Consider the following 24,228-nt stretch of genomic DNA (forward strand, 5'->3'; position numbering starts at 1 on the left):
TGATGGGTGTAAGATACAGTCGGTTAAGGCTTCGTGTGTTTGTCGCACTAGGTGTGGTTTTTTTTTTATGCTGCGTCGCCCACCGAGATCTCCACACTGAGTATCGTCGGCAGCGTCAGATGTGTATCAGCGCCAGCTGCACGTGCAGCCGGTCGACTTTCCGGGACCGATGCCAGCTGATGACCCGCCGCCACCACCGCCGCCGCCTCCGGTGATCCCACCTCCCGACGCCTACACCGGGATCGCACCGGACGCGCAGATCATCTCCATCCGCCAGTCCTCGCAGGCGTTTAGCCCGGAGAACTCGTTCGGCAACGAAGATCCAGAAACCCGCCGCAAGGCCGGGGACATCGAGTCGATGGCTCGGGCGATCGTGCATGCCGCCAACATGGGCGCCAAGGTCATCAACATCTCTGAGGTGTCCTGCATGAGCGCCCTGGACGTCGTCGACCAGAAAGCCCTGGGCGCGGCGATCCGCTATGCGGCCGTCGACAAAGACGCGGTGATCGTGGCCGCCGCCGGCAACACCAGCAATAAGGACTGCAAGCAAAATCCCATCTATAACCCGTTGAGCCCCAACGATCCTCGCGACTGGGCGGGTGTGACCACCGTTGTCACCCCGGCCTGGTTCTCCGACTACGTGCTGACGGTGGGCGCTGTCGATGCCGACGGCAACCCACTGACCGACCTCAGCATGGCGGGCCCGTGGGTGTCGATCGCCGCGCCAGGGACCAACATCGAAAGTCTGTCGGCCCGCGACGACGGCCTGATGAACGCCGTCGAGGGCAAGGACGGCAACGACACCAAGCTGATCAACCCTGCGGGCACATCGTTTTCGGCGGCGATCGTCTCCGGGGTCGCCACACTGGTGCGCCAGAAGTATCCGACCCTGACATCGCATCAGGTCATCAACCGGCTCATCCGCACGGCCCGCCCGCCCGCTCGCGGGGTCGACAATCAGGTGGGATTCGGGATCGTCGACCCGGTCGCCGCGCTGACCTACGACCTGCCCGACGGCGATCCGCGCCCACCCGAGCGCATTGCTGATCCGCTGCTGCTGCCTCCGCCGCATCCGGGACGGGACATGTCCCCGGTGTGGATCGCGCTCGCCTCGATCGGTGGCGTCGCACTGCTGGCGGCCGCCGCGGTGGGTGTGGCGGCCATCGTTCGCAACAACAGGGGGACAGCGTGAAATCGACCTTCCCAATCGGACTGCGGCTTACCTGGTGGCGGGTCATCCTCGCCTTCCTGTTCACGGTGGCGTTGCTGGCCGCAGGTACCCACCTCTGGCATGGGCCGGTCGCGCTCGCCGTCCCGATCACCGTCGCAGTGCTGCTCGACGCGGCCCTGCTGATCACGTGGCGCCAGGAAACCCTGGCAGCCCTGGCGTGGGGGCGGCTGTTGCGCCGGCACGCGGACCCGACCGTCAATGCGCCGGTGTCCTCGCACCGGCCGCGCTGGACGACCGACGAACTGGCGATCCGCGGCGACGACTTCGAAGCGCTGGCGGTGGTCGCCGTGGACGGCCCCTCGCACAGTCCCTCGGTGCTCGATCAGCATCGCGTGCATTCCGGGGTGCTGCTGCCCGTCGAGGTGGTGGCACGAGCAGTGCAACAGTTCGACGTGAAGCTGGCCGGAATCGACATTCACAGCGTCGGACGGCGCCGTGCAGGCGAGGACCACCACCACTACGCGGCCACCTATTCAAGCGTCATCGCCGACTATGGCGCAGTCGGGGAGCGCAGCACCTGGTGTGTGCTGCGGATGCGTAGCCGTGACAACGCCGGAGCCGTCGCGGCCCGCGACTCGGTGGCGGCGACGCTGGCGGCGTGTGCGCGTCGATTGGCCGTGGAACTGGGTGCGCACGGGTGCCCGTCGCGGCTGGTGGATGCGGCCGAGCTGGCCGAGCTGGACACGGCCATCGCCGGCCCGCTGGCCCGCGGCGCGCACGCGCAATGGTCGGCGCTCGTGCATCCCGCTGGCGCAGCGACGAACTACTGGCTGTCCCCGCAGGACATCACCACCGAAACCCTGGACCGGTTGTGGGCGCCCGATACCGACGCCACCATGACCAGCATTCAGCTGCGCCCCCAAGCCGGCGGAACGGTGTCGGTGGGCATGCTGGTGCGCTATTGCACGGCGGGCCTGCTCAAAGAGCCCCCGCTGCGCGGGCTCAACCCGCTGTCGGGACAGCAGGAGCAGGCACTGCGCGCCACAATGCTGGAACCGGCGGTGCCGGCGTTGCAGCTACCACACCGGGCGTTGAGTGCCGGGGAGAAGCTGCGCGCACCGATCGGCGCCACCGGCATCCTGATCGGCACCACCGCCAAGCACCATCCGATGCTGGTGCCTCTGGGCGACTCCCGCCCGGGACGACGGGCCTCGGTGACGGTGGCCGGCGAGCTGGCGCTGCTGTTCCAGATCGCCCGCCGCGCCGCCGCTACCGGCTACCGCGTGGCCGTCGTGTCGAGTCGCCCGGAACACTGGCGCGCTGCGATCGCCCCCGGCCTGCGGGTGGTCCGCGAAGTGCCAGACGAGCTACCCGACAACGGGCGCGCCATGATGGTCGTCTATGACCACCTCGGTACCACGGGCAACCATCCCACCGCCGCGGTCACGGTGCGCGCCGTCAACCCGGGGACGGCCAGTGTGGCCGATGTGCACCTGGAGCAGGACTCCAACGGCACCGCGGTCATCCGCACCGCCGAGTTCCGCTACCGGCTCCACATTGACGTGCAATCCGAACGCAACGACATCGCCGCGGCGATCCGGCGCGTGGCCTGATCGGGCGAGCTGACACAACCAACGACTTCGAGAGGGACCTTCACGGCGATGACCACCACGCAAGCCAGCGACCCAGCCCGCGCGGCGATGACCCGGGGCTTGCTCGCCTCGGGTATCAACGTCGATGGCGTAATGGCCGGCAACAACCCGGCGGTGGCCACCGAGCAGTTCAGGAAGGCCACCCAACTCGATCCGAGTATCTGTGACGCGTGGCTGGCCCGCATCGTCGCCGGCGATGACAGCGTGGAGGTCGTCCAGGCCGCCTGGGATGCCCGCGAATCCTACGGTTGGGAAATCCACCGGCTCAGCCTGCGCGGCACCGCTTTTCGCCCCATGGTCTCCGATGGCGTGTTCCTCAGACTGGAGATCACCTCCCGCGATGCGCTACGCACCGCCCTGGCCATCGCGCTGATCCGGGAGAAGCGCTACCCCCAGGCCCATGCTCTGCTGTCGGAAGCCAACCCCACAGACCCGTTCGATGCCGACTCCCACCTCTATGCGCGGGGCCTGCTGCACTTTCAGACCAAACGCTGGCCCGATGTCCTCGCCGTATTCTCCCCAGACCGGGTGTGGCGGATGCCGATCTTCGGTGCGGCAGCCTCCACGATGGCCGCCACGGCACTGGCCTCCCTGGGGGTCTTTGAAGACGCCTTCCGCCGTGCGCAGAAAGCCGTCGATAGTGATCTACTTCCCGCTGCCACGACGATCGCGCTATACACGCAAGCGATGTGCCTACGCCACCTCGGCAAGGCAGACGACGCCAATCAACTTCTGCGGCGGGCCTATTCGCGCGACTCTCAGTTCTCTCCGGCCCGTGAAGCACTCGATGACCAGACCATCCGGCTAGCACTCACCAGCCCCGAGGCCATCGAATCACGCACCAACCCGTGGGACCCCGACAGCGCCCCCTCCAAGGAAGCCGCTGAGGCGGCCAAGCACTCAGCGCAAGCCAGCAAGCTGCTCGCTGAGGGCGACGCTGAGCTCAACGCCATGCTCGGTATGGAGGCCGCTAAACGGGAAGTGAAGCGGATTCGCTCCACCACCAAAGTCAATCAGCTGCGCACCAAAGCCGGTCTGCCGGTGCCGGTCAGCTCGCGCCACACCCTGCTGCTGGGACCGCCGGGAACCGGCAAGACGACCGTCGCGCGATCGCTCACCAAGCAGCTGTGCGGGCTCGGCGTGCTGCGCCGGCCGACCGTCGTGGAAACCCGACGCTCCAAGCTGCTCGGCCGGCACATGGGTGACGCTGAGAAGAACACCGAAGCCACTGTGGAAGGCGCGATGGGCGGCGCCCTGTTCATCGACGAGATGCACAACCTCTATGAGACCGGTTACTCCGGCGGCGACGCGTACGGAACAGCGATTCTGGAGACGCTGCTGCCGTATCTGGAAAACGACCGCGCCGAACTGGTGGTGTTCGGGGCCGGCTATCCCAATGCGATGGACCGGATGCTGACCGCGAATCAGGGTCTGCGGCGGCGGTTTCCGACCGTAATCCGGTTCGAGTCCTACACCCCCGATGAACTGTGGCAGCTCACCGAGCTGATGGCCGCCGAGTACAAGGATGTCCTGGCCGAGGACGTCGAGGCGACGCTACGACCCGTGTTCGAGCGGTATTACGTGCAGGAGAACCGCTCTCCCGAAGGTGACGTGATCCGCGGAACGGACTGGCTCGGCAACGCCGGCTTTGTGCGCAACATCATTGAAAAGGCCCGCGATCACCGCAACAATCGCGTCGACAACGAGGATCTGGACGCCCTGCTGGCCCAGGACGAGCTGCTGACCGAGGCGCAGCTGCTGCCCTTCCAACAGCTCATCGCCGAAGACATCGCCGAGGGAGTGGCCGCGGCGGTATCGGATGCCGAATCCGACCGGACCACACCATGACACCGGCGGCGCGTATGAGCGAGGCATGTCGGTAGCGGCTGATCAGCTCGGCTGATGGCGCGCAGCAAAACACCCTGGGCGGCAACCAGTGTGCCGACCGTCAGACGGCAGTGGTGTGAGGCCATGGATCACACCGTGGCCGCCCGTGTCGCACAGATGCAGGACGCCCGCGACCAACTCGCCACCGCGAAGGCGCCCACGGGCTCGGCGCGACGGGTACGCGAGGCGATCGATCGAGTCAGTGCGGCGGTGTCGGAAATGGCCGACGACACCGCAGCATTGGCCGACGCGTCGATGTACTGGGTCTCGCGTGACATGGTGGGCGTAGTCCAGGATGCTGCGACCGGCCTCCCGGAGTGGACGCCGGCGGCCACGATCCCGGCTCCCACCGGGCTGCTGTGTTGGGCTCGACCGGTGGGGGAGGTTCCCTACGGTCCAGGCGCCGAAAGCGGTGGTGGGCATTTGGTCACGTGGGATGCGACTTTCTGGCGGACGCGCTCAGACGGGTTGCTGCAGCTCGTTCCTGCCAGCCGGTTGGCGCGCGATCCCAACGTGGAAACCCCGTTCGAAATGTGGTCGCCGGTGTATCCGGCGCACTCGATCCTCCTGAATCCGGCCCAGCCGCGCACACACGAAGCTACCGGCGACCCGGCCGCTCAACCGTTCGTCAGCATCGTGGGAGCAGCGTGGCTCCTGATGAGCCAGACCAACGTGTCGACTGTGCGCGTGATCGACTCCGCGCCGTCCGCCCAGGAGGAAACCGGCCCTGACGAACCCGACACCGACACCGTCGAGAGCGCTCCTGATGCAGCGTCGGACACCCGCCGGCCGCGGCCGCCGTCGACGGTAACTCTGGTGGAGTTGCGTCCTCGCTCCGCCAACCCAGAAAACGCGCACCGTGGACGGCGCTCGGGCAGTGATACCCGGACCCACCGGTGGCCGGTCGCGCCGTTTTGGCGACAGCAAGCGTGCGGTCCGGGTTGGTCACAGCGCAAGCCGGTGTATGTCGTCGAGCATGAGCGTGGGCCGCGTGATGCGCCGCTGGTGCCCAAGGATCGCGTCCACGTTCTCAGAAGCCAGCGTTAGAACGGGTCTTACATCTCGAACAGCTCGAGCTGAACGGCTTTCCGAAGGCCGGTCCGTGGCGCGGCGCGCTTCTCTTTGTGCGCCAGGGCATCGACAGCTGCACGGAGATACGGGTTGGCGCTGGGAAGCTGGCCAGGGGTGTAGGAGTCACGAACGGCGCAGCGAAGCGGCGCCGGCAACAGTTTGGTGTGGTCCTCACACAGGAAACTCTCGGCGGGGATGGCGGTGCCGCAGCTCTGCGCACCACACACGTGTTGTCCGATTACCGCGACAGGCGGGGTGGGCGAATCGCTCATGATGGCTCCCCAGATGAATCCGACTGCGTCACTGCGTGTTCAGTGATCAGGGCGTCAGCGTCGTCGAAGTACCACCTGGCGTAGTCCAGCTCGAGCGGCGTGCTCGTGGGCTCCAGGAGGACCGCTGCAGCGTTGTCGCGTGCTGACAGCGCGTACTGCTGGCGGCGGTGCTGGTCGTCGGCGTGAACGGCGCTGTGCAGGTCGCTTCGCGCGGAAGCCAGTACCGTGCTGGTGGATAAGGCGGCGGCGTGAACGACGGTCATGATCGGTTGCGCCCCGGTACGGGCTGCGGGGCCTCCTGCGGGGGCATCGGCCGCGTCGGGCGGGCCGTCCCGGCCGGATCGCCGGCCGCGGGCCCGGAGGCGGGCTTGGCCGACGACGGCAGTCCGGACCGACGAGCGGACGGAACTGCCGGTGCCGGTGCGGGTGCAGTGCCCCGTTCGCGGCCTCTGTTGTCGCTTGGTGCGTGTGCGGGGGTCGACGACTGGCGGTGGCCACCGCCACCCCTGGCCTTGGAGGCTGCGCCGACGGCGATCGCAGCGGGAATGGCCACTTCGGGGGCCAGCACTGCTGCGCCGGCCTCTGCGGCACCGGCAGCTCCGGACGCGCTCGTTGCCGTGCCGGTACCGGCCCGTGTGGCCGAGGCCGCGGCGGTTGAGCGCGGACCCATGGCGGTGGTGGGAGGCGCGGTGGGCCCTCCTGGTCTGCGCCCGGCGCCGCCCACCCGTGTCCTCCCCGCCGGCGGCCGTCCCGGCACGGGAGGTTGGGTGAATGTTGTGCTGGACGCGGAGTCGTCGTCGCCGCCGGAGGAGCGCGAAAACCGTTCGCGCGCTTTGTCGGCCAGATCGCGGCCCTGGGTCATTTTGTCTTGTCCGCGTTGGTATCCGCTCTTGCCGAGGTGGATGGCTTGCCGGACGGTGTGAACGAGGTCCTGGCGGGTGTGGTCATGCAGGATCTCTTTTTTCAACCACCAGAAGACGCCGGTGGCCACCGCCGACCACAGCGCCACCAAGACGAGCATGGCTACGGGGCTGGTCATGCCGACCTGGGAGGCCAGCCCGCCGGGGGCAACGGTTTTGAGGATGAGCAGGGCGGCCACGCAGGTGTAGAGCACGTAGACGAACACCAGGAAGGCATGGCGAAAGAACTGTTCGAGGCGGCGACGGGCACCGCGGCGCGGAGCGCCGTGGATCATCGCCGGGCCCACGGCGAAGATGGCCATGACCGCGTTGAGCAGGGCGGCACCGCACACCATGATGTAGCTGTAGGTCACGTAGGTGACGAAAACCGCGAAAACCAGTCCCAGAACGCAGAATCCGAGCCCGAGGGCGAAGACACTGCCGTCGATGCTCTGGGCGTAGTGCAGCGCTTGGGGCGCGCCGCAGGAGGACATGGCGTGGGCGGGGGCGTCGCGTACTCCGCTCATGATGGCGCTCGACCAGGCGTTGCCGCAGCTGCCGATCGAGTCGACCGTGGTGCCGAAGTTCCAGATCTGCAGCGGCGCACGCAAGAGAGCGTCGGCCAGCACGCTGGTGAGGTGATTGAGCTGGCCGGTGGCACCGCCGCCGGCGATGGGCCCGTTGTTGGTGGCGGCTTGTGCGACGCTGAATCCCAGGGTGCGGGCTTGGTTGATCAGTCCGTCATTGCCGGTGAGTTCGCCCAGGGGATCGCGGGTGAGCCACAGGCCGAGCATGCCGATGGCGAAGGCGGACAAGATGATGGCTGCTCCGTGGCCGCGGCGCCCGTGCCAGAGGATGTGGAAGGCTCCGACTCCGATGCCCAGGGCCAGGCAGATCGGGAAGACGTGCAGCTCGACGAGCAGCTGCCGCAGCGCTTCCAGGATGGGTTTGAACCAGGTGGCCAGCCAGGTCATCCAGGTGCTCGACATGGCGAATTTGAGCAGCCACAGCACCGCGGCCATGAGGAAGATGTAGCAGGACGCTTGGGCCTGGACCCAGCTGGCGACGGTTTCGTGGGTGAGGCCGGTGGTCAGCGCGTGAGTGCCCCACTTCACCCAGGAGCCGGGATCGACCACGCTGACGTCGGGTCCCCCTTCGGTGAGCGCTTCCATGGTGTCGACGGTGGACAGGAAGTACGCGCCGATCGGCACGCCGTAGGTGTCGGTGATGCCGGTCCAGTTCAGCGCGGCGGCCATGGTCGCCGCGGTGGCCCGGGGGGCGGTGGCCAGCGCCCACAGTGCCAGGGTGTGCGTGGCCAGGACGAAGATCAGGACGCGGCGCATCCGGGGGTGCAGGGCCAGTTCATAGCCCAGACGCTCGGCGGCGATGTCGCGCAGCGGACGGGCGGGCAGGACTGCGGTGGTCATCAAGCGGCCCCTTGGTCGGGCGTGGTGTCGAAGGCGCGGTGAGCGGCCTCGTCGGGTTCACGTGCCACCTGGATTGCGCCGAGGCGGCGAAATTCGTCGATGAAGAAGGCGCGTCCTTCCAGCTCGCCGCGCCCGTGGCCGCCGCTCGCGCGGCCGGTACCGTCGAGGTCGTCGTCGAAGGCGGTGGGGTCGCGCATCTGGTCGGTGGCTGCCTTGGCGAGGAAGAAGTCGTGGAACTCGGGGTACTCATCCAGCGGCAGACCGACACTGGCTGCCACGGCGCGGGCAATGCCTTCTTTTTCGAACGGCACGATGATCTGCTGGGTGATGAATTCGTCGCCCATCAGCGCCAGGTCCTTGATCGGGTTCTGGGTGATGATGAGCATCCCGGTGTAGTGCTTGCGGGCGCGGCGGCTGATCAGGTGCGCGTCGCGGGCTCCGGTTCGCGAGTTGAGCAGCGGGCCCGCTTCTTCGAGGACCAGGAGCCCAAAGCGCTTGGTGTTGTTGAAGAAACTGACCCGCGCGAGGCGCACCAGCATGCCGTAGATGGCGATGGAGGCACGCTGGCGGTCGCTGAGGGCGGCGTACAGGTGCGGGTTGGCCATCTCTTCGGCGTCGGGTAGGTCGAGGCTGCCGGTCTGCCAGATCGTGACGTCGAGGGCGGCGAGGTCGGGGATGGGCAGGGTGTCGTCGAAGATGGCGCGGGTGAATTCGTAGGTGGCCCAGGATTCCAGCGCGAGCAGTACGGGGCGCAGGTCGTCAGCCAGTTGTCGGACTTGGGTTGAGCGGGTGTCAGCTTCGCCGGTGGGGGCTTCGATATCGCGGATGTAGCGCATGAGCGATGCGGTGCTGGTGATGCCCAAGGCGTGGCGCGCGGCCGGGGTGAGCAGGGTGCGCAGGCGTCCGACGGCGACGCTGCGCACGTCGAGTCCCAGCATGGGGATCATGTAGTCCAGCCAGAAGGACCCGGCGACGCGTTCGGGGAAGATGCGCAGGGCGTCGCAGCCGAAGTCACCGCCGGCCATGTCGATGACCGCTTTGTTGGGGACGTCGGCCAATGCTGTTGCCCATTCGCCGTATTCGTCGGGTTCGACGATGAACGCTTGGGCGCCGCGCTGCAGTTCGGCTTTGACGATGCGTTTGGCGGTATAGGACTTTCCGTAGCCGGGGGCCCCGGCGCAGATCAGGCAGGGGTTGTGGTTGCGGCGCGCGGTGCCGGGCAGGTCCAGGAGCACGGCGCTGTTGTTGGCGTTGCTCTTGTTGAAGCCCAGGAGCATGCCGGTGGCGTTACCGAGCTGGGAGGAGATCAGCGGGACGAAGCGTGACCACTTGCTGGCGGTGGTGGCATGGCTGAATTGGTCAGCGCCGCTCTTGTGTTGGGGGACGCCGGGGTTGAATACCGACCACAGGCGGGTGTGGACGCCGCGGTAGTGGCGGATGACGATTTGGCCGGATTGGGTCATTTCCTCGCGCAGCCGTTTGATGCTGTGGTCGAGGGTGCGCGCGTCGGCGGCTCCGACGTGGACGAAAAAGGCTGCCGAGAGGGGTTGTTCGTCGATGTTGGCTGACAGCAGGCGGTTGTATTCGGCGATCTTGCGTTCGGTGGCGTGCAGCTCGGTGTAGCCGTTGCGCACGTCGCCGCGGTGGTCGTACTGGTCGTCGATGTTGCCGCGGGCCCGGTCGTTGCGGCGGAATTCCAGTTCACGCGGACGGGCGGTGAGGTTGATCGCGAAATCGAACACGGCACCGGTGTCCAGATCGTCGAGCGCGGAGAGGAATTCCGAACCGGGGAACACGATCCCGCCTTCGGGCGCGTCGACCACGGGCAGGATCGCCTGGTAGCTGTCCGCGATCGCGACCGCGTCGTCTGTGGTCGCGACGCGCATGTACTTCTTCCACGACGGTAGGGCGTTGAAGATGCTGGGCCGGCGTGGGCGGTTGAGCTGATCGCCTTCGTCGAACGCCGCGGCGGGCAGCTGGTCGGCGTCGATGCTGCCGGTGTGGCGTCGGCGTGGCAGCGGTTCTGTGTAGGTGCCCAGCCAGGTGTTGTGCGCCCAGAACCACGCGGACATGGCCGGGGTGACGGGCATCGGCGCGAACTCCGGGGGAAGTGAGTTGGCGATGTCGAAGGCCAGCTCGGCGTAGGCGCGCAGGGAGGAATCGGACTCCTTGTCCCGGCCGGCGAACCAGTCTTTGAGCTTGGTGGCCGACCCGACGACGTTGTGACCGGCGCGGCCGGCGTCGACGGGCACCATGAGCCAGTACAGCCGGGTCTTGGGGGCCTGCTCGGCGAGCTGCTCGGCGACCTGGGCGCAGCTGGCCAGCCAGTCGGTGCGATCGCGGTAACCGTGCACCATGGCGCGCAGCAGTTGGCGTTGGTCCTGGGCGACGCCGAGGCCGTAAAGCCAACTGTCGGCGGGCAATTCGCGTCCGAGCAGCATGTGCAGGTCGGCCACACCGGTCTTCCGCCGGATCGATTGCAGATGGTAGGGCAGCCCGGAGAGCAGGAATCCGGCATACACCGAGCCGTCGGCGCCGAACCACAGGTTGTCGACGAGCTGGGGCCGGGCCAGGGTGGTGGTGTCGGTGCTGGTCTGCACGGTGGGCCGCATCGCTGCGCGCAGCGCCTTGAGCCGGAATACCAGGTTGGGTCGGGTGCGGGGGACGAGTGCCCCCAGGGCGGTGAACGCCGCGGTGACCAGCGCGCCGGCGATCAGGATGGCCAGCGCGTGCCCGGAGGGCAGGTTGAGCACGGCCAGCAGGATGGTGGTGATCGTTCCCACGACGACGGGAACGGCCACCCAGATCCGCAGCGGCTTGTCGAACAGGACGTTGGTGTACACGGGGGTGTCGTGCACACCGGTGAACAGTTGCGCGGTGTCTGTCATGTTGGGTTATCCGAACTGTCCGGAGGTGACGCCGGTGTGCCGGTCGACGCTCTGCTTGGTGGAGATGTAGATGGCGTAGGCGCTGCCGATGACGACGGCGCAGATGATGCCGGCGGCCACCCAGCCGATCGCTGAGCCGATACGGCCGCCGCCGAAGGCAGCCAGGCCGCGCGCGCCGCCGGCGATGAGGAACAGGATGGCCAGGATGGCCACGCCCATGGTGTAGAGACCTTGGCTGCCCTGGACGAGGTCGGCGACAGCCAGGATGCGGGTGCCGGCGGTGGCCTCGGTGAGTGCGGTCATGATGTGAATTCCTTTTCTGTGGTGGGGTTATCGGGCGGGTTGGCCGGGGCTGGGTGCCACGGGCGTCAGTTGGGCGTCCCCGTTGAGCAGGGGGCCGGGATCGATGCGGGTGACCGTCCAGCTGCCCGAGCGCAGCGTCAGAGTGAGCGGGTATTGCTCGGTCTGCGGTGCGTATCGGTTGGTCAGCTCGTTGACGGTGGCCAACACCTGGACGGTGGTGCCCTCAGGGGGCTGCTGGCCGGCGTCGACCATGCGGGTGGCCACCAGCGCGGTCATCAGCGCACGCTGGCTGGTGTTGACCGCGGTGATGCCCGAGTCGGTGCTGACGTAGCGTTCCAGCCCACCGACCGGGGTCAGGTAGCTGTTCAGGAAGCCGGTCACGGTGTCGGAGACGGGATTTCCGGTGGGGCGGTTGCGGCCCTTGTCATCAGGTGTCCCGACCGGCAGGGAGGCCGAGTAGTTCAGCGGCAGGGTGGCGCCGCTGCCGGTGTCGTTGATGGTGGCCAGCAGTCCCGAGGCACACAGGCCGTAGCTGCTGATGAGCACGTTGATCTGGCGCAGTGTGGTTTCGGGGGTGGCGCTGGTGTAGGCGCGCTGGTTGACCCGCACCACGACCTGCCATTGTTCGACGTCGTCGTAGGCGGCGGTGCGCACGATCTTGGCGATGGTCGTGGAGTCGACGACGACCGGCGGCGTGGTGGGCAGGGAGCGCAGGTCATCGGGCGCCCAGCAGGTGTTCAGCGCTGAGCGTTGCGCTTCGGTGACGGTCAGCAGCAGGCGTACGCAGTTAACCGCGTATCCGCCGATGTAGTCGGTGCGGTTGACCGCTGCGCGGGCCGGGCCGTCGATGTCGATCGGCTCGTCGGTGAGCCAGCCCCAAATGGTGTTGATCGCGACGATGGTGCAGGCGGCAAAAGCGATGACGGTCAGGACATTTCGGACTGCTGAGCCGCCGCTGTCGAGGCGGCGGCGCCAGGTGTTGGTCAGCAGAGCAGGTGTAGACGACATGGTGGGGTGGGCCTTTCTCACAGTGGGGGGTGGCCGAGGATCTTGATCGAGGAGATCGCGACGGTGTTGTCGACCGGATCGGAGCCGGTTTCGGGGGTGCCGAAGTTGGGGTCTTGACTCGGCGCGGTGCTGGGCTGCGCGCCGTCGAGCGGGGCGCCGAGGATGCCCGGCAGGATGCCGCCGCCGTTGGCCGGGTCCGCCCCCGGCGTGGGGGAGCCCGCAACGGGGCTGTCGGCCGGGGGCCGCGAGGTCTGCAGGATCACCATCTGGATCTGGGAGGCCAGCACGCCTTGGTCGGGCCCGTTGGACGGCATCGCCTGGGGAACGGGCCCGTGGGCGTTCTTGGTGTCCTGGGTGACCACGGTGCGGTCGGCGCCGTTGATGAGAATCCATTGCACGCGGGTGACGACCCGGTGAGCCATCCACTGGTCGGCTCCGCTGGCGTCGGTGCCCACCCATCCGGGGGTGAGTTCGATGGCGGTGACCTTCATCGGCTTGCCGAGATCGAGGGTCATGACCTGGCCGTCGGAGTCGCGCATGCACACCCACGCTCTGGTGGGATCGTCGCTGGCCACATTCTGCGCCGAACCGGAGCCGGCCTGGGGGCAGGGGGAGGACGCCTGGAATGGGATCGGCACGTCCTGCGACGGGTCGTTGATGGGTGCCGCCGCCGGTGGTGGCGGTGCAGCGGGCACGGCCTTGACCGACGAGGCCGGTGCGGCCGAGGGAGCCGGCTCGGTCGAGCTGGACTGCATGCCGATCATGGCGGCCGCCACGCCGATCGTCACCACGCCGACAGCGCCCAGGAATCCCACGACCACCGGCTTGCTGAATCGCGCTTGGGCCGAGGGTGTTTCGTCGTCCTCGTCGCCGGTGTCCTCACCGTCGAAGGGGGTCAGGTCGGCGGTGGGGTGCCCATCAGCGTCGATGGGTCCGTAATCACCGCCATACTCGGGCTCGGGATCGTCGTCGTAACTGCCGCCGGGATAGGCGTTGTCGGGGCTGTAGCCGTCGCCGTGGGCGTAGTCCGTCTCCGGCTCGTCGAGGTCGTACTGCTCATCTTCCGGGGCTGCCAGGTCGCCCCGGTCGCCGGTCGACCACACGGGCGCACCAGGTTCGTCGAACTCGCCGTGGTCGGGTTCAGGGTCAGCCCAGGGCGCTACCGCGGCACGGGGCTCGGCCGGCATCTCGGGGTCCGGGTCACGGTCGGCTTCCACGTATTCATCGACTTCGAACGGCTCGAAAGCCTCCTCGTCGGCGGGCACGGGCGCGTATTCGCCTTCGTCGATGTGGGCCAGGAAGTGCTCGGTGCTGCTGTAGCGGCCCGCGGGTGTGGTCATGACTGCACCGCCGCGTACTCGGGCCGCACGGCGGCGGTGACGCGCACATAGCAAACGTCACGGCGCGCGGACCACAAGCCGATCGAAACCGGTGTCGTCATCGAGGTGGGCGTGGCGGTTCGCCTCGCCGAATTGCTGGTCATCGGTACTCCTTCGCGGTACTGATTCTGAGCGTAAGGGCGTCAAATACTCGTTTTCTAGGTCCATAGCTAAATGGTTTCGGTGATTGTTAGCGTCAGCGTTGTGAGTGCAATACCGACCGATGGACCCGAGCGCTTGCTGTTTTTCCTCACGCAGCGTTTGGCGCAGCTGCGCTGGTCCCGTGAAGAGCTGGCCGCCCAGGGTGGACCGTCACCGTCCACGGTGTACAAAACCCTGGCCGGAGGACGGCGACCGACCGAGCGCACGTTGGCGCGCCTGGAGTTGGCGCTGGGCTGGCAGGCCGGGTCCGCGCACCGCATCTTGGAGGGCGGTGCGCCGTCGATCTCGATAACGCAGGAGGTCGCGACGGTCGCCGCCCGGATTGACCGCGAGTTGGCGCGGGGCGAATCGCTCGGGGTCACGCGCACGGCGAAAGAGTTGCGCGAGTTTCTTTTGGGCGTCGCTCAAGGGCTGGAGCGCTTCTATGCTGGAGCGGAGCACACCGGCGCGGAGGTCTTCGATGTCAGCGCCGGCTGATCGGTTCGACGAGGTCCGCCGCAAGTGGATCGCGCGACACCAACACACGTTCATATTTCAAAAGCGTCGGGCCGAAATGCTGGCCCGACAAATTCGCGACCGCGTCGGAGAATTAACCGGCGCGCGGGTTGATCCTGCCGACGATGACGTAATTCATCCGCTTTTAATGCGGCCGATCAAGACGCCGTATGCGGCGCTGGATTTCGCCATTGTTGTCGTCGCCGCGGTTCTCGCGCCAATCGGCTGGCCCGCCGGCCGCGCCATCTATAAAGGCGTCATTCAGCTAATCCCAGACACGCTGCGGTCCTACCCGATCGCGGCGTTCATGTGGGCATCGGTGGTCACCGGACTGCCCCTGGTCTTGCTCTACGACCCGGACACCACGCTCGCCCAGACGGTGCTGGTGCCCTGGGTGCTGGGCCAGTTGCCGGCCACGGCATTGGCCGCGGGCATCTACGGAATCCTCGAAGGCTGGCTCACCGTGGACGGGTCACGCGACTGGTGGCCAATGCGGCCGCCGCCAGCGGCGGAAAGCGTCGACTTCGGTTTGGAGCCCGATGACCTCACGCTGCCCGGAATCTTCGACACCTATCCGACCCCGGAACCGGGTGAACGCACCCCGATCACCCGCGACAGCCACGAGAGGAAGAACCGATGACCTACAAGCCGCCCCCCACACCGTTCTGCGGCTTCGTGCGCGAGCCGGGCACCGGCCAACGCAAGGTCGCCGAATCCGGTCCGATGGTGCTGGTCTCCGCCCCCACCGGCACCGGCAAGACCCGCAGCGTGCTGGCCCCGGCGACCGTCTTATGGGGCGGCCCGGCGGTGGTGGTCAGCTCGAAAGACGACCTGTTTCAGCTTGTGGCACAACGCCGTTACGGGCCGTCGGCGCTGATCGACCTGCGCCCAGACTATGACGCGACCTACCCTGGCGTGACGTCGATGTCGTTCGATCCCACCAAGATGATCACTACCCCTGACCAGGCAGTGACAGCGGCCAACACGATGATGCAGATGTCAGCCGTGGGCATGGGCTCCGGTGCGGATTCGGTGTCGGATGCCGGGATTTGGGAGTCCAACACCGAGGGCCCGCTGGCGGCGATGCTGTTCGCGGCATCCCTCAACGGCGAAGGGATGGACTGGGTCCTGCTGGCCGTCGACAACATGGAATGGGACGACGAGAAACTGCCCGTCGAACCGGGCTGGCAGATGGCAGCGGTTGCGGTGCAGGAATTTCCGCTGTTTTATAACGCGCTGCGCCGCACCCTGAACATGGACCCCAAACAGCGCGACAGCATCGCGTTGACGATGCGCAAAGCGGTCATGCCGTGGATGCGGCTGTCGCTGCGCGGCAATCAACCAGACGCATTCAGTGCGGACTTTCTCGACGATCCCGACGCGACGCTGTACGTGCTGTCCTCCCCGGAGGGTGCGATCGCCGGGGCCGCCGTCACCCTGCTGGAAAACCTGGTGAAGCTGTGGCGCGCCAAGACCGCCCGCAAGGAAATGATGCACCGGCTGCTCATCGTCATCGACGAGGCCGCCAACGTCGCCCCCATGCCGGCGCTGCGACGCCACGTCGGTGAGGGTCGCGGCCTCGGGGTGAATCTGCTTCTGGCCGTGCAGGCATCCAGTCAGTTCGACACCGTGTACGGCAGCGCCTACGCCAACGAGCTGCGCGACATCTTCCCGGCAGCGCTGATCTTGTTCGGCGCCCCGGAAATGGAAATGCTGCGCCGCGCCGAGGAGTGGAGCCTGCAGACCACCCGCCGCTCAGAGTCTTTCGACCAGGCATCAGGGGCGAAAACGCTGTCCTCCCACACCGATAGCACCCTGGATTACCGACGACTGTTGCCCGCCAACAGGGACAAGGGCCGGCTGCTTGTCCGGGGAACACCAGGGGTCGAGACGGAACTGATCGACTGGTCGGAATTCATCCCGCTCTACGACGCGGAAGTCAAACGGTTCATCGCCGCCCGCTACGGTCGCGGCCGCCCCAGCACCACGAGTCGGCAGTCGGTGTGGGAGCGCGTAGCCGCGCGCCACCAAAAGGCGATGGAGTCCATGCGGGGGGACCGGTGACTTCGCCGGCGTTGGTGACCGCAGAACCGGCCACTGGACACCCATGGGCCACTAAACAGACCGCAGGACTGCAGATGCAGGTTCTCGACGCGCTGGCCCGACAGACCGGCCCGTCGACGACCACGGAGCTGCGGGCCGCACTCGACCAGCCCGGCGGCGCACCCGTGGTCATCGAACGGGTCTACGCCGTGCTGGTGGCGCTGGAACGCAAAGGACTGGTGCATCGGCGCGCCAATTCCGTGGGCACCCGGCCGGTCTGGGAACTGGCCTCACCACCGCCAACCATCCACACCACGAGGTCAGACACCATGCACTGCACTGTTCGCACGCTCAAGCATCCCTCCGCTAGCACCCCGCTGTCGGTCGAGGACCTCGAGGAACGCATCGCCCGTACCGCGACCCCGGCGCAGGCACGCGAGGTGGCCGAGGTCCTCCTGGCCCCCTGGGAGAGCGGCGCCTGGCAGCGCTGGAAGCCGCTGGCGAGCGCACCCTTGGCAGGCTGGCTGTACACCGCACGCCGAGCCGATGCCGGCAGCCGGGTGGACTGGATTATCAGGGCCCTGGCCCACCGCGAGCGATGGGCTCGCGCCGCCCGCGACATCACCCACGACGAGCAGCTGCAGGAGAGTCTGCGCTCGGTATCCCGGCTCGACGATCGCCAGTTCGCCGATGTCGGCTGGATGCTGGTGCTGGCCTTGTTCCCGTGGTCGTCGTGCACCGGCGCAGTCGTTCCCTCACCCACCGACGGTGACTGGTGAAGCCCCGTCGCGGCCCGTGGCTCAGTGGGCTCCTGGTCGCGCTGGCTGTCCTGGTGTGGATGGTCGGGCAGGTGATCGGCGCGATGTTCGCCATGACCGCCGACATGCTCTCGTCGTTCCCGTCCGGGCCTGGTCCCGGCACCGGGTCGGCGGCCTCACAGTTCGCACCGTAGACGAAAGGGCTCACTGCAGCATGATCGAAATCCCAACGGCCACTGCGGCAGTCACTGCCGCGCAGACACTGATCGATGCCGACACCAGCGCCGGTGGCACCGACCTTTGGCAGTCCTATGCGGTCTCTCCGCTGGCAGCGGTTCTGCTGTCAACAGCGCACGACAACGCCGGGTTCGCCGATCTGGGCACTGTCCGCGACGTGCTGACCAGCCCGGCATCGGAGCCTGACGGTCAGCCGCACCCGGGATGGGTGTCGGTTGCGCAGCGGTGCCCCGACCCACTGCTGAGCAGTGCCCTGCTCAGGGCGGCGGCCCTGGAGCAACGACAACGGGATTCTTTCCGCACGAGCGCCCTGGCCGCGCTCGCACGCTCATGACTTCCCGGCGCACCACCGCCCCCGTGCGCCGCCCCGACGACACGGTGAGGACAATATGGCCCGCAAACCCAAAGACGCTGAACAGCCGGATTTGTTCAGCCTCTTCGATGAGGAGGGTGGCGGTGACCAGTCCCGAGATCGCGCAGATCGTGGCGCAGGTCTACGCCGAGCATCTGACGCTGCCACCGGACTGGACACCGGCGCAACGGCAGGGCTTCCTGGACACGACCGCGGCGACGCTGAGCCGCCAGATCGCCGAGCTGGCGGCCGAGCTGGGGGAGCAGGCCGTGGAGGAGTGGACGAGCGAGCACGGTCAGCATCCGGACTATCTGACCAAGGTCGGGCTGCTGAACACCGCGACGGCCTCGGCGAAGGAAATCGTGCTGAACAATCAGCTCTACGAGCTGATCCCGCCGCCGCCGGACCCGCAGACTCAGGACCTGGAGCGGCCCAGCGACCAGGCCCTGCCATGGACGCAGCGCTGGACACACACCCAGCACCGCAGCGAACCGGACGAGGCGATCGAGGACCTGGTGACCGCGCTGTGGCCGGCCCCGGAGTTCTCAGCGGTGTTCCGGATCAAGGCGGGCTATCTACTGGCGGCACGGGCCGAGGACCAACTGGAGCTACCCCGCCAGGGCAGCGACCCGCTAGCGGTCGAGCTGGCCGAGATGGTGTACCAGGACCTGCGCGACGACGGCCTGCCCGCCCGCTAGCAGCAGCTCAAGGCTCGCTGTTCGATGAGCCCGACCAGCCGACCGACCCCCGCGCCATCGACCCCGGCGGCACCGAGCTGCCCCCGCCGGCACCGGAGCCAACGCCTGCGCGCGTAGCCGAGCCGACCCCGGCGGCCGACCTGGGCAGCGCCGCCGACTTCCCCGCGACCACCGAGGTCCTGGCGCCCTCTGGTTCCAAGACGCGGGCCCGGGCCAACATCGCCGCGATCGAACTCGTACAACGCCTGCAGGCCGCCGGGCGCCCGGCCACGCGCAGCGAGCAGCGCACCCTGGCGGCATGGTCGGGCTGGGGTGCGGTGCCCGAGGTCTTCGACCCCCGCAACGACGCCTACACCGCCGAGCGGGAGCGGCTGCGCGAGCTTCTGACGCGCGAGCAGTACCGCCAGGCTGAGGCCTCCATCCTCAACGCCCACTACACCGACCCGGCCGTCGTCGCCGCGGTCTGGGATGCGCTGCGCCGCGCCGGGTTCAGCGGTGGTCGCGTCCTGGAACCGGGTTGCGGCAGCGGCCATTTCATCGGCCACGCGCCCACCGATGCGGTGATGGTCGGCGTCGAGAACGATCCGATCACCGCGGCGATCGCCGCCGCGCTCTACCCGTCGGCGCAGATCCGCCACGAGGGTTTCGAGACCACCCGCGTCCCGGAGAACAGTTTCGCGGCCACCGTGGGCAATGTGCCATTCGGCCGGTTCGTCGTGCACGACCCCGCACACAACGCCGCACGGCACAGCATCCACAACCACTTCATCAACAAGGCCCTCGCGCTCACCGCACCCGGCGGCTACGTGGCGGTGTTGACCAGCCGCTACACCCTGGACGCCACCTCCGATGCCGCGCGACGCGACATCGCCGAGCGCGGCGAACTGATCGGTGCGCTGCGGCTGCCGTCACAGGCGTTCAGCCGCGTCGCCGGCACCGAAGTGGTGACCGACCTTCTCGTGTTGCGCCGCCGCACCGAACCGATCGACCTGCGCACCGAGCGCCCGCTGTGGCTGGACACCGCGCGCATCGCCCTCGACGGCCTGCAGCCCGATACCGCCGCGCCGATCGCCATCAACGCCTACTTCCACGAAAACCCGCACCACGTCCTGGGGACGATGAGCGTCGGGCACGGCTTGCACGGCAGCCCCAACCTGGCGGTGCAGGGCGCCACCGGCGCGGAGCTGGCCGCCCAGCTCTCGGACCGGCTCACCGAGGTCATCGACGCCGCGGTGATGCGTGGCGCCGGGCTCACCGCCACGGCCGCCGACCTGACCGTCGTCTCGGCCCAGCACTTCGATCCGGGCTTGATCACGCCCGCCGATCAGGGCGAGCACACCGCCCTGTACACGCTGCGCTACAACGCCGAGAACCGCCGCATCGAATACTGGTCGGGCCACAGCTGGGATGTTCACGACACCCCCAAGACCCTGATCGCCGAGACCCGCGAGCTGATCGCTCTGCGCGACGGGGCCAACAGCCTCATCGTGTCCCAGCGCGACGGCCGGCCCGCCGCCGAACGCGACCAGCTGCGCGGGCACCTGAACCACCTCTACGACAGCTATGTGCGCCGCCACGGCCCGATCAACCGGTTCAGCTGGGTCCGTCCCAAGGAGGTCACCCAAGAGCGTCACGACGCGAAGGTGGCGGCCGCCGAGGCGAAGTGGCGCGCCAAGGAAGGGGAACCGGGCAAGCCATATCGCGGCCCGGTCCCGACCGAGCTGCTCGACAAGTGGGACACCGACGCCTGGACCGCCCCCGCCCCGTACAAGAAGCGCCGCCACCTCGACGGCGGAATGCGCCACGACCCCGGCTGGGCGGTCGTGTCGTCGCTGGAAATCTTCGACGAGGCCACCGGCCAGGCCCGCAAAGCCGAAATCTTCTCCACCGATCTGGTGTCCAAACGCGCCGAGCTGCTCAGCGCGTCGGGCCCGGAAGAGGCCCTGGCGATGAGCCTGGACCGGGCACGGCGCGTCGACCTGGACCTGATCGCCGGCCTACTCGACGTCGACACCGCCACGGCACGCGACCTGCTGGCCGGGCTGGTCTATCCCGACCTCGACGACCCTGACGAGCTGGTGCCGGCCACCACCGCCCTGTCGGGCAACGTGCGCAGCAAACTCGACGCCGCGATCACCGCCGCACAGGACAACCCGATCTATCGGGATTACGTGACCGCGCTGCGCGAGGTGATACCCCCGGATCGGACCGCCGAGGAGATCCGCGTCCGCCCGGGCGCACCGTGGATTCCCGCTGAGCTGGTGGCCCAGTTCGCCCAAGAGACCTTCGGCCTGTCCTCGGTGACCGCCGAGCACATCGGCGGCCGTTGGGTGGTCGACGTCGCGGCCCACAAACGCTTCGGCCGACTGATGACCGAAACATGGGGCCTACCCCGCAAGGGCGCCGACGCGGTGAGTCTGCTTGACGCCCTGTGCAACTCACGCAGCGTCGTCATCAACGACGACAAAGGCGTGCTCGATGTGGAGGCCACCTTCGCCGCGCAGGCCAAGGCCACCAAGATCAGCGAAGAGTTCAGCCGCTGGGTGTTCGCCACCGAAGCGCGCCGCGAACCCCTTGTCGCCGAATACAACCGGCGATTCAACTCGCTCCGCGCACCGCGCTACGACGGGTCGCGGCTATCCTTGCCCGGCTTGTCGGATCACTTCGTCCCGCACTCGTATCAACGCAATGCCGTCGCTCGAATCATTTCAGAGCCCACGGTACTGCTGGATCATGTTGTGGGCGCAGGGAAATCCATGGTCCTCTTTGCCGGAGCGATGGAACTCAAGCGCCTGGGATTGGTGCGCCAGCCGTGGATCGTGGTGCCCAACTCCATCATCGACCAGGTGGGCCGGGAGGCCAAGCAATGGTATCCGGCGGCCAACGTGCTGCTCGGCTCGGCAGCCACCACCGCTGAGGGTCGGCGCCGGCTGATCGCGCAGTCCGCGGCCAGCGACTGGGACATGGTGATCATCCCCGAATCCGCCTTCACCGCCATCGGCGTATCGGATCGGCTGCGCGCCGACTACATCGATGATCAGCTCGACACGTTGCGAACCCAGCTGGAAGACGCGGCCAGCGACCGCTCCAAGAAGGCCATCGAACGAGCACTGAAAACGGCCAAGGAACGCCTGGAACGGCTGACGGCCCAAGACGCTAAAGACACCGGTCTGAGCTTCGAAAACAGCGGCTGCGATTACCTTTTCGTGGACGAGGCCCACTACTACAAGAACTTGCAGCGGGTCTGCAACATCACCGAACTGAACTGCACCAACTCCTCCGAGCGTGCCGAGGACCTCGCACTGAAGCTGCGGGTCCTACGCGATCGCCGCCGGGAGGAAGCCAAGGCCGCCGGTATGCCCGCCCATCGGGTAGTGGAGCGGGTGGCGACCTTCGCCACCGGAACACCGATCGCGAACTCCCTCGGTGAGCTGTGGGTCATGCAAACCTACCTTCGACCCGATTTACTGGAGGCTGCGGGAGTAGCCGACCTGGGCGACTGGGGGGCAGCGTTCACCGCCACCCACACCACGGTGGAGGTCAACTCCACCGGCACCAAGCTGCGTCCGGTGACACGGGTGGGTAAGTTCACCAATCTTCCTGAGCTGCTGGCGTTGTCGTCGGTGTACTCCGATGTCGTCACCCGCGACCAAGTTCCCGTGGAGCTGCCCCCGCTCATCGGTGGGCAACGGCGGGCCGTTGTGCTGCAACCGGACATCGAGGTGATCGATTTCATTGCTGATCTTGGCTACCGCGCCGACCATCTAGACGCCAAGGCACCGCAGCGCGACAACATCCTCAAGATCGCCAACGACGGCCGCAACGCGTCCCTGGACCCCCGGCTGGCGCATCTGGACGCCCCCACCGCCAGTCGGGCGGCGGCCGTGGCCGAGGAGATGATGCGCACCTACCGCGCCAACCTGGATCGCGAGTACCGGCACCCCCGCACCGGCGAACCGATGCCAACGCGGGGCTGCCTGCAAGTGGCGTTTTGCGATCGAGGTACCCCGTCGAAGGACCCCGAGCAATTCACCATCTACGCGGCCATCAAAGACGAGCTGGTAGCCCGTGGGATGCCGGCGGAGAAGATCCGGTTCGTCCACGAGGCGCGCAAGGCCCACGAGGTGGGGCTGCTGCGCGAGCAGTGCATCAACGGTGAGGTGGCGGTGCTGATCGGCAGCACCGAAAAGATGGGGACCGGCTGGAACATCCAGCCTCGCCTGGCTGCCCTCGATCACGTCGACGTTCCCTGGCGCCCAGCAGATCTCGAACAGCGCGAGGGCCGCGTGCTGCGACAAGGCAACCAGAACCTCGACGGTGTTGAGATCCGTACCTATGTCACCGAGGGCACCTACGACACCGTGATGTGGCAGAAAGTGCAGGCCAAGTCACTGTTCATCGAGCAGGTGCGCCGCGACGAAGTCTCCGACACCGAGATTGAGGACCTCTCCGGTGGTGACATCGGCGCCGCGGCGGCGGAGACGAAGGCGCTGGCCACCGGTGATCCCCGCTACCTGCGCCAGGTCGAGCTCGACGAGCAGCTCCGCCGGCTCCAAGCCCTCGAACGCGCCCATTACGAATCCATCCGACGCCGCGACTGGCTGGTCGAGACCCATGAGCGCACCATCCCGCACAAGGAACGCGACCTTGCCGAATTGCGGCCGGTCGCCGAACGCGCCGCCGCCCTGGGGGCTGCCAAGTCAGCGCCGGCGGTCTCGGTGGGCGGTCACACGGCCTCGGAGAATGCGGCCGAACGACTGGCCGCCGTCTGCCGGCAGGCGTTTCTGGCCGGACGGGACAGCGGCGCCTCGCGGTACGCCCCGCTCGGGGTGACCGTCGACGGCGTGGAAGTGCTGGCGGCGCGCGATCTGACTCACGACTCACTGTTGTTGCGGCTAGCGACTCCCTCGCGGATCACCGAGGTCAAGAAGGACGATCTGATGGCCACCGCCGCCGAAGCCTCAGGTGCAAAATCGCGCGGCCTGCTGACCCGGGTTGAAAACCTGTATCTGGACCTGCCACGGCTGCAGGCCACGATGATCAGCGAGCTGGACCAGGACCGCGCCGAGCTGGCCGACCTGCTGGCCAATCCACCGGCCCCGTTCGAGCACACCGCTGAGTTAACCGATCGCCAAGCCGAACTGGCCACGCTGACCCTGGAACTGCGGCTGGCCGCTGAAAGCCCAGAGGCCAAGGCGAAAGCCGAAGCCGCGCAGGAACGTATGGCTGCGCGCGGCCGCGAGCCGGGCTGGTCTTTGCTGCACAACCCGACACCGTATGTGGTCGAACAAGCCGGCTTCCGCTCAACGCGTGAGCTTCGAGAGGCCGTGCGGGACAGAGAGTTACAGGCAGCAGTGGCGGTCGCGGAGCGGCCTCAATCGCCTGCGACCAGTAAGGAGGATCTGATGGTGTTGCGTGCTGAGGTGGATTTCGTGGAGGCAGCTGGTGCGCGGTCCCCGGCCACGGTGTACCCGCCCCCGGCCGGCGATCGCAGCTGGCAGGAGCTGGACGAACCGGCCCACGCGG

19 protein-coding genes and 1 pseudogene are annotated in these 24,228 nt (G+C 67.6%); 12 read left to right on the forward strand and 8 right to left on the reverse strand.

All coding sequences use genetic code 11. From position 1 onward, the window contains the following. Nucleotides 1–124: 124 nt before the first annotated feature. From mycP to HPC46_RS30335, 4 genes and pseudogenes are all read left to right on the forward strand, one after another. Nucleotides 125–1,192, forward strand: a pseudogene (mycP, locus tag HPC46_RS30320) (type VII secretion-associated serine protease mycosin); the annotation flags it as partial. Next, on the forward strand, nt 1,189–2,784 hold the full coding sequence (gene eccE / locus HPC46_RS30325; protein ID WP_179475824.1) for a type VII secretion protein EccE: 1,596 nt from the start codon (nt 1,189–1,191) through the stop codon (nt 2,782–2,784). The pseudogene mycP and the gene eccE, both read left to right, overlap by 4 nt. Nucleotides 2,785–2,832: 48 nt before the next feature. Next, nucleotides 2,833–4,671 (forward strand): type VII secretion AAA-ATPase EccA, encoded by a 1,839-nt coding sequence (gene eccA, locus HPC46_RS30330; protein WP_179475825.1) that lies wholly within the window; start codon nt 2,833–2,835, stop codon nt 4,669–4,671. Between the two features lie 123 nt (nt 4,672–4,794). Continuing rightward, complete coding sequence (locus HPC46_RS30335; RefSeq protein ID WP_233716916.1) at nt 4,795–5,757, forward strand: hypothetical protein; 963 nt, start codon at nt 4,795–4,797, stop codon at nt 5,755–5,757. 8 nt (nt 5,758–5,765) lie between these two features. Here HPC46_RS30335 and HPC46_RS30340 read toward each other — a convergent pair whose 3' ends face one another. From HPC46_RS30340 to HPC46_RS30375, 8 genes are read right to left on the reverse strand one after another with little or no spacing between them, the layout of a single operon-like run. Further along, nucleotides 5,766–6,053, reverse strand: coding sequence for a hypothetical protein (locus HPC46_RS30340; RefSeq protein ID WP_179475827.1), 288 nt, complete (start codon nt 6,051–6,053; stop codon nt 5,766–5,768). Then, a complete protein-coding gene (locus tag HPC46_RS30345; RefSeq protein ID WP_179475828.1) occupies nt 6,050–6,316 on the reverse strand; it encodes a hypothetical protein in 267 nt (88 codons plus the stop codon). The genes HPC46_RS30340 and HPC46_RS30345 overlap by 4 nt, the downstream gene beginning before the upstream one ends. Continuing rightward, on the reverse strand, nt 6,313–8,379 hold the full coding sequence (locus HPC46_RS30350) for a hypothetical protein (RefSeq protein WP_179475829.1): 2,067 nt from the start codon (nt 8,377–8,379) through the stop codon (nt 6,313–6,315). Before HPC46_RS30350 ends, HPC46_RS30345 begins: the two co-directional genes overlap by 4 nt. Further along, nucleotides 8,379–11,267 carry an ATP-binding protein gene (locus tag HPC46_RS30355; RefSeq protein WP_179475830.1) on the reverse strand — a complete coding sequence of 963 codons (2,889 nt, stop codon included), beginning with the start codon at nt 11,265–11,267 and terminating at the stop codon, nt 8,379–8,381. The genes HPC46_RS30350 and HPC46_RS30355 overlap by 1 nt, the downstream gene beginning before the upstream one ends. Before the next feature lie 6 nt (nt 11,268–11,273). After that, complete coding sequence (locus tag HPC46_RS30360) at nt 11,274–11,570, reverse strand: glycosyl transferase family 39 (protein ID WP_179475831.1); 297 nt, start codon at nt 11,568–11,570, stop codon at nt 11,274–11,276. 27 nt (nt 11,571–11,597) lie between these two features. Further along, nucleotides 11,598–12,578 (reverse strand): conjugal transfer protein, encoded by a 981-nt coding sequence (locus tag HPC46_RS30365; protein ID WP_179475832.1) that lies wholly within the window; start codon nt 12,576–12,578, stop codon nt 11,598–11,600. A 17-nt stretch (nt 12,579–12,595) separates the two neighbouring features. Then, on the reverse strand, nt 12,596–13,918 hold the full coding sequence (locus HPC46_RS30370; RefSeq protein ID WP_179475833.1) for a hypothetical protein: 1,323 nt from the start codon (nt 13,916–13,918) through the stop codon (nt 12,596–12,598). Next, complete coding sequence (locus HPC46_RS30375) at nt 13,915–14,061, reverse strand: hypothetical protein (protein WP_179475834.1); 147 nt, start codon at nt 14,059–14,061, stop codon at nt 13,915–13,917. The genes HPC46_RS30370 and HPC46_RS30375 overlap by 4 nt, the downstream gene beginning before the upstream one ends. A 100-nt stretch (nt 14,062–14,161) precedes the next feature. On the opposite strand from HPC46_RS30375, the gene HPC46_RS30380 reads away from it, so the two are divergent. From HPC46_RS30380 to HPC46_RS30415, 8 genes are all read left to right on the forward strand, one after another. Further along, on the forward strand, nt 14,162–14,596 hold the full coding sequence (locus HPC46_RS30380) for a helix-turn-helix domain-containing protein (protein WP_179475835.1): 435 nt from the start codon (nt 14,162–14,164) through the stop codon (nt 14,594–14,596). Between the two features lie 166 nt (nt 14,597–14,762). After that, complete coding sequence (locus HPC46_RS30385; protein WP_233716920.1) at nt 14,763–15,254, forward strand: hypothetical protein; 492 nt, start codon at nt 14,763–14,765, stop codon at nt 15,252–15,254. Continuing rightward, nucleotides 15,251–16,678 (forward strand): type IV secretory system conjugative DNA transfer family protein, encoded by a 1,428-nt coding sequence (locus tag HPC46_RS30390; protein WP_179475837.1) that lies wholly within the window; start codon nt 15,251–15,253, stop codon nt 16,676–16,678. The genes HPC46_RS30385 and HPC46_RS30390 overlap by 4 nt, the downstream gene beginning before the upstream one ends. Before the next feature lie 74 nt (nt 16,679–16,752). Continuing rightward, nucleotides 16,753–17,436 (forward strand): hypothetical protein, encoded by a 684-nt coding sequence (locus HPC46_RS30395; RefSeq protein ID WP_179475838.1) that lies wholly within the window; start codon nt 16,753–16,755, stop codon nt 17,434–17,436. Then, nucleotides 17,433–17,609 (forward strand): hypothetical protein, encoded by a 177-nt coding sequence (locus tag HPC46_RS30400; protein WP_179475839.1) that lies wholly within the window; start codon nt 17,433–17,435, stop codon nt 17,607–17,609. Before HPC46_RS30395 ends, HPC46_RS30400 begins: the two co-directional genes overlap by 4 nt. Before the next feature lie 20 nt (nt 17,610–17,629). After that, on the forward strand, nt 17,630–17,986 hold the full coding sequence (locus tag HPC46_RS30405) for a hypothetical protein (protein ID WP_179475840.1): 357 nt from the start codon (nt 17,630–17,632) through the stop codon (nt 17,984–17,986). A gap of 122 nt (nt 17,987–18,108) precedes the next feature. Beyond that, complete coding sequence (locus HPC46_RS30410) at nt 18,109–18,702, forward strand: hypothetical protein (protein WP_179475841.1); 594 nt, start codon at nt 18,109–18,111, stop codon at nt 18,700–18,702. 77 nt (nt 18,703–18,779) lie between these two features. Next, a partial coding sequence (locus HPC46_RS30415; RefSeq protein WP_179475842.1) for a helicase-like domain-containing protein occupies nt 18,780–24,228 on the forward strand: 5,449 nt, incomplete at its 3' end.

The organism is Mycolicibacterium vinylchloridicum, from assembly GCF_013404075.1.
Classification (GTDB): domain Bacteria; phylum Actinomycetota; class Actinomycetes; order Mycobacteriales; family Mycobacteriaceae; genus Mycobacterium; species Mycobacterium vinylchloridicum.

Bases quoted from the DNA above. Each gene is read 5' to 3' on its own strand.
- HPC46_RS30405 (WP_179475840.1), top strand. From the start codon at position 17,630: ATGATCGAAATCCCAACGGCCACTGCGGCAGTCACTGCCGCGCAGACA.
- HPC46_RS30370 (WP_179475833.1), bottom strand. From the start codon at position 13,918: ATGACCACACCCGCGGGCCGCTACAGCAGCACCGAGCACTTCCTGGCC.
- HPC46_RS30345 (WP_179475828.1), bottom strand. From the start codon at position 6,316: ATGACCGTCGTTCACGCCGCCGCCTTATCCACCAGCACGGTACTGGCT.
- HPC46_RS30340 (WP_179475827.1), bottom strand. From the start codon at position 6,053: ATGAGCGATTCGCCCACCCCGCCTGTCGCGGTAATCGGACAACACGTG.
- HPC46_RS30360 (WP_179475831.1), bottom strand. From the start codon at position 11,570: ATGACCGCACTCACCGAGGCCACCGCCGGCACCCGCATCCTGGCTGTC.
- HPC46_RS30395 (WP_179475838.1), top strand. From the start codon at position 16,753: ATGCAGGTTCTCGACGCGCTGGCCCGACAGACCGGCCCGTCGACGACC.
- HPC46_RS30385 (WP_233716920.1), top strand. From the start codon at position 14,763: ATGCGGCCGATCAAGACGCCGTATGCGGCGCTGGATTTCGCCATTGTT.
- HPC46_RS30390 (WP_179475837.1), top strand. From the start codon at position 15,251: ATGACCTACAAGCCGCCCCCCACACCGTTCTGCGGCTTCGTGCGCGAG.
- HPC46_RS30350 (WP_179475829.1), bottom strand. From the start codon at position 8,379: ATGACCACCGCAGTCCTGCCCGCCCGTCCGCTGCGCGACATCGCCGCC.
- HPC46_RS30355 (WP_179475830.1), bottom strand. From the start codon at position 11,267: ATGACAGACACCGCGCAACTGTTCACCGGTGTGCACGACACCCCCGTG.
- HPC46_RS30375 (WP_179475834.1), bottom strand. From the start codon at position 14,061: ATGACCAGCAATTCGGCGAGGCGAACCGCCACGCCCACCTCGATGACG.
- HPC46_RS30335 (WP_233716916.1), top strand. From the start codon at position 4,795: ATGGATCACACCGTGGCCGCCCGTGTCGCACAGATGCAGGACGCCCGC.
- HPC46_RS30365 (WP_179475832.1), bottom strand. From the start codon at position 12,578: ATGTCGTCTACACCTGCTCTGCTGACCAACACCTGGCGCCGCCGCCTC.
- eccA (WP_179475825.1), top strand. From the start codon at position 2,833: ATGACCACCACGCAAGCCAGCGACCCAGCCCGCGCGGCGATGACCCGG.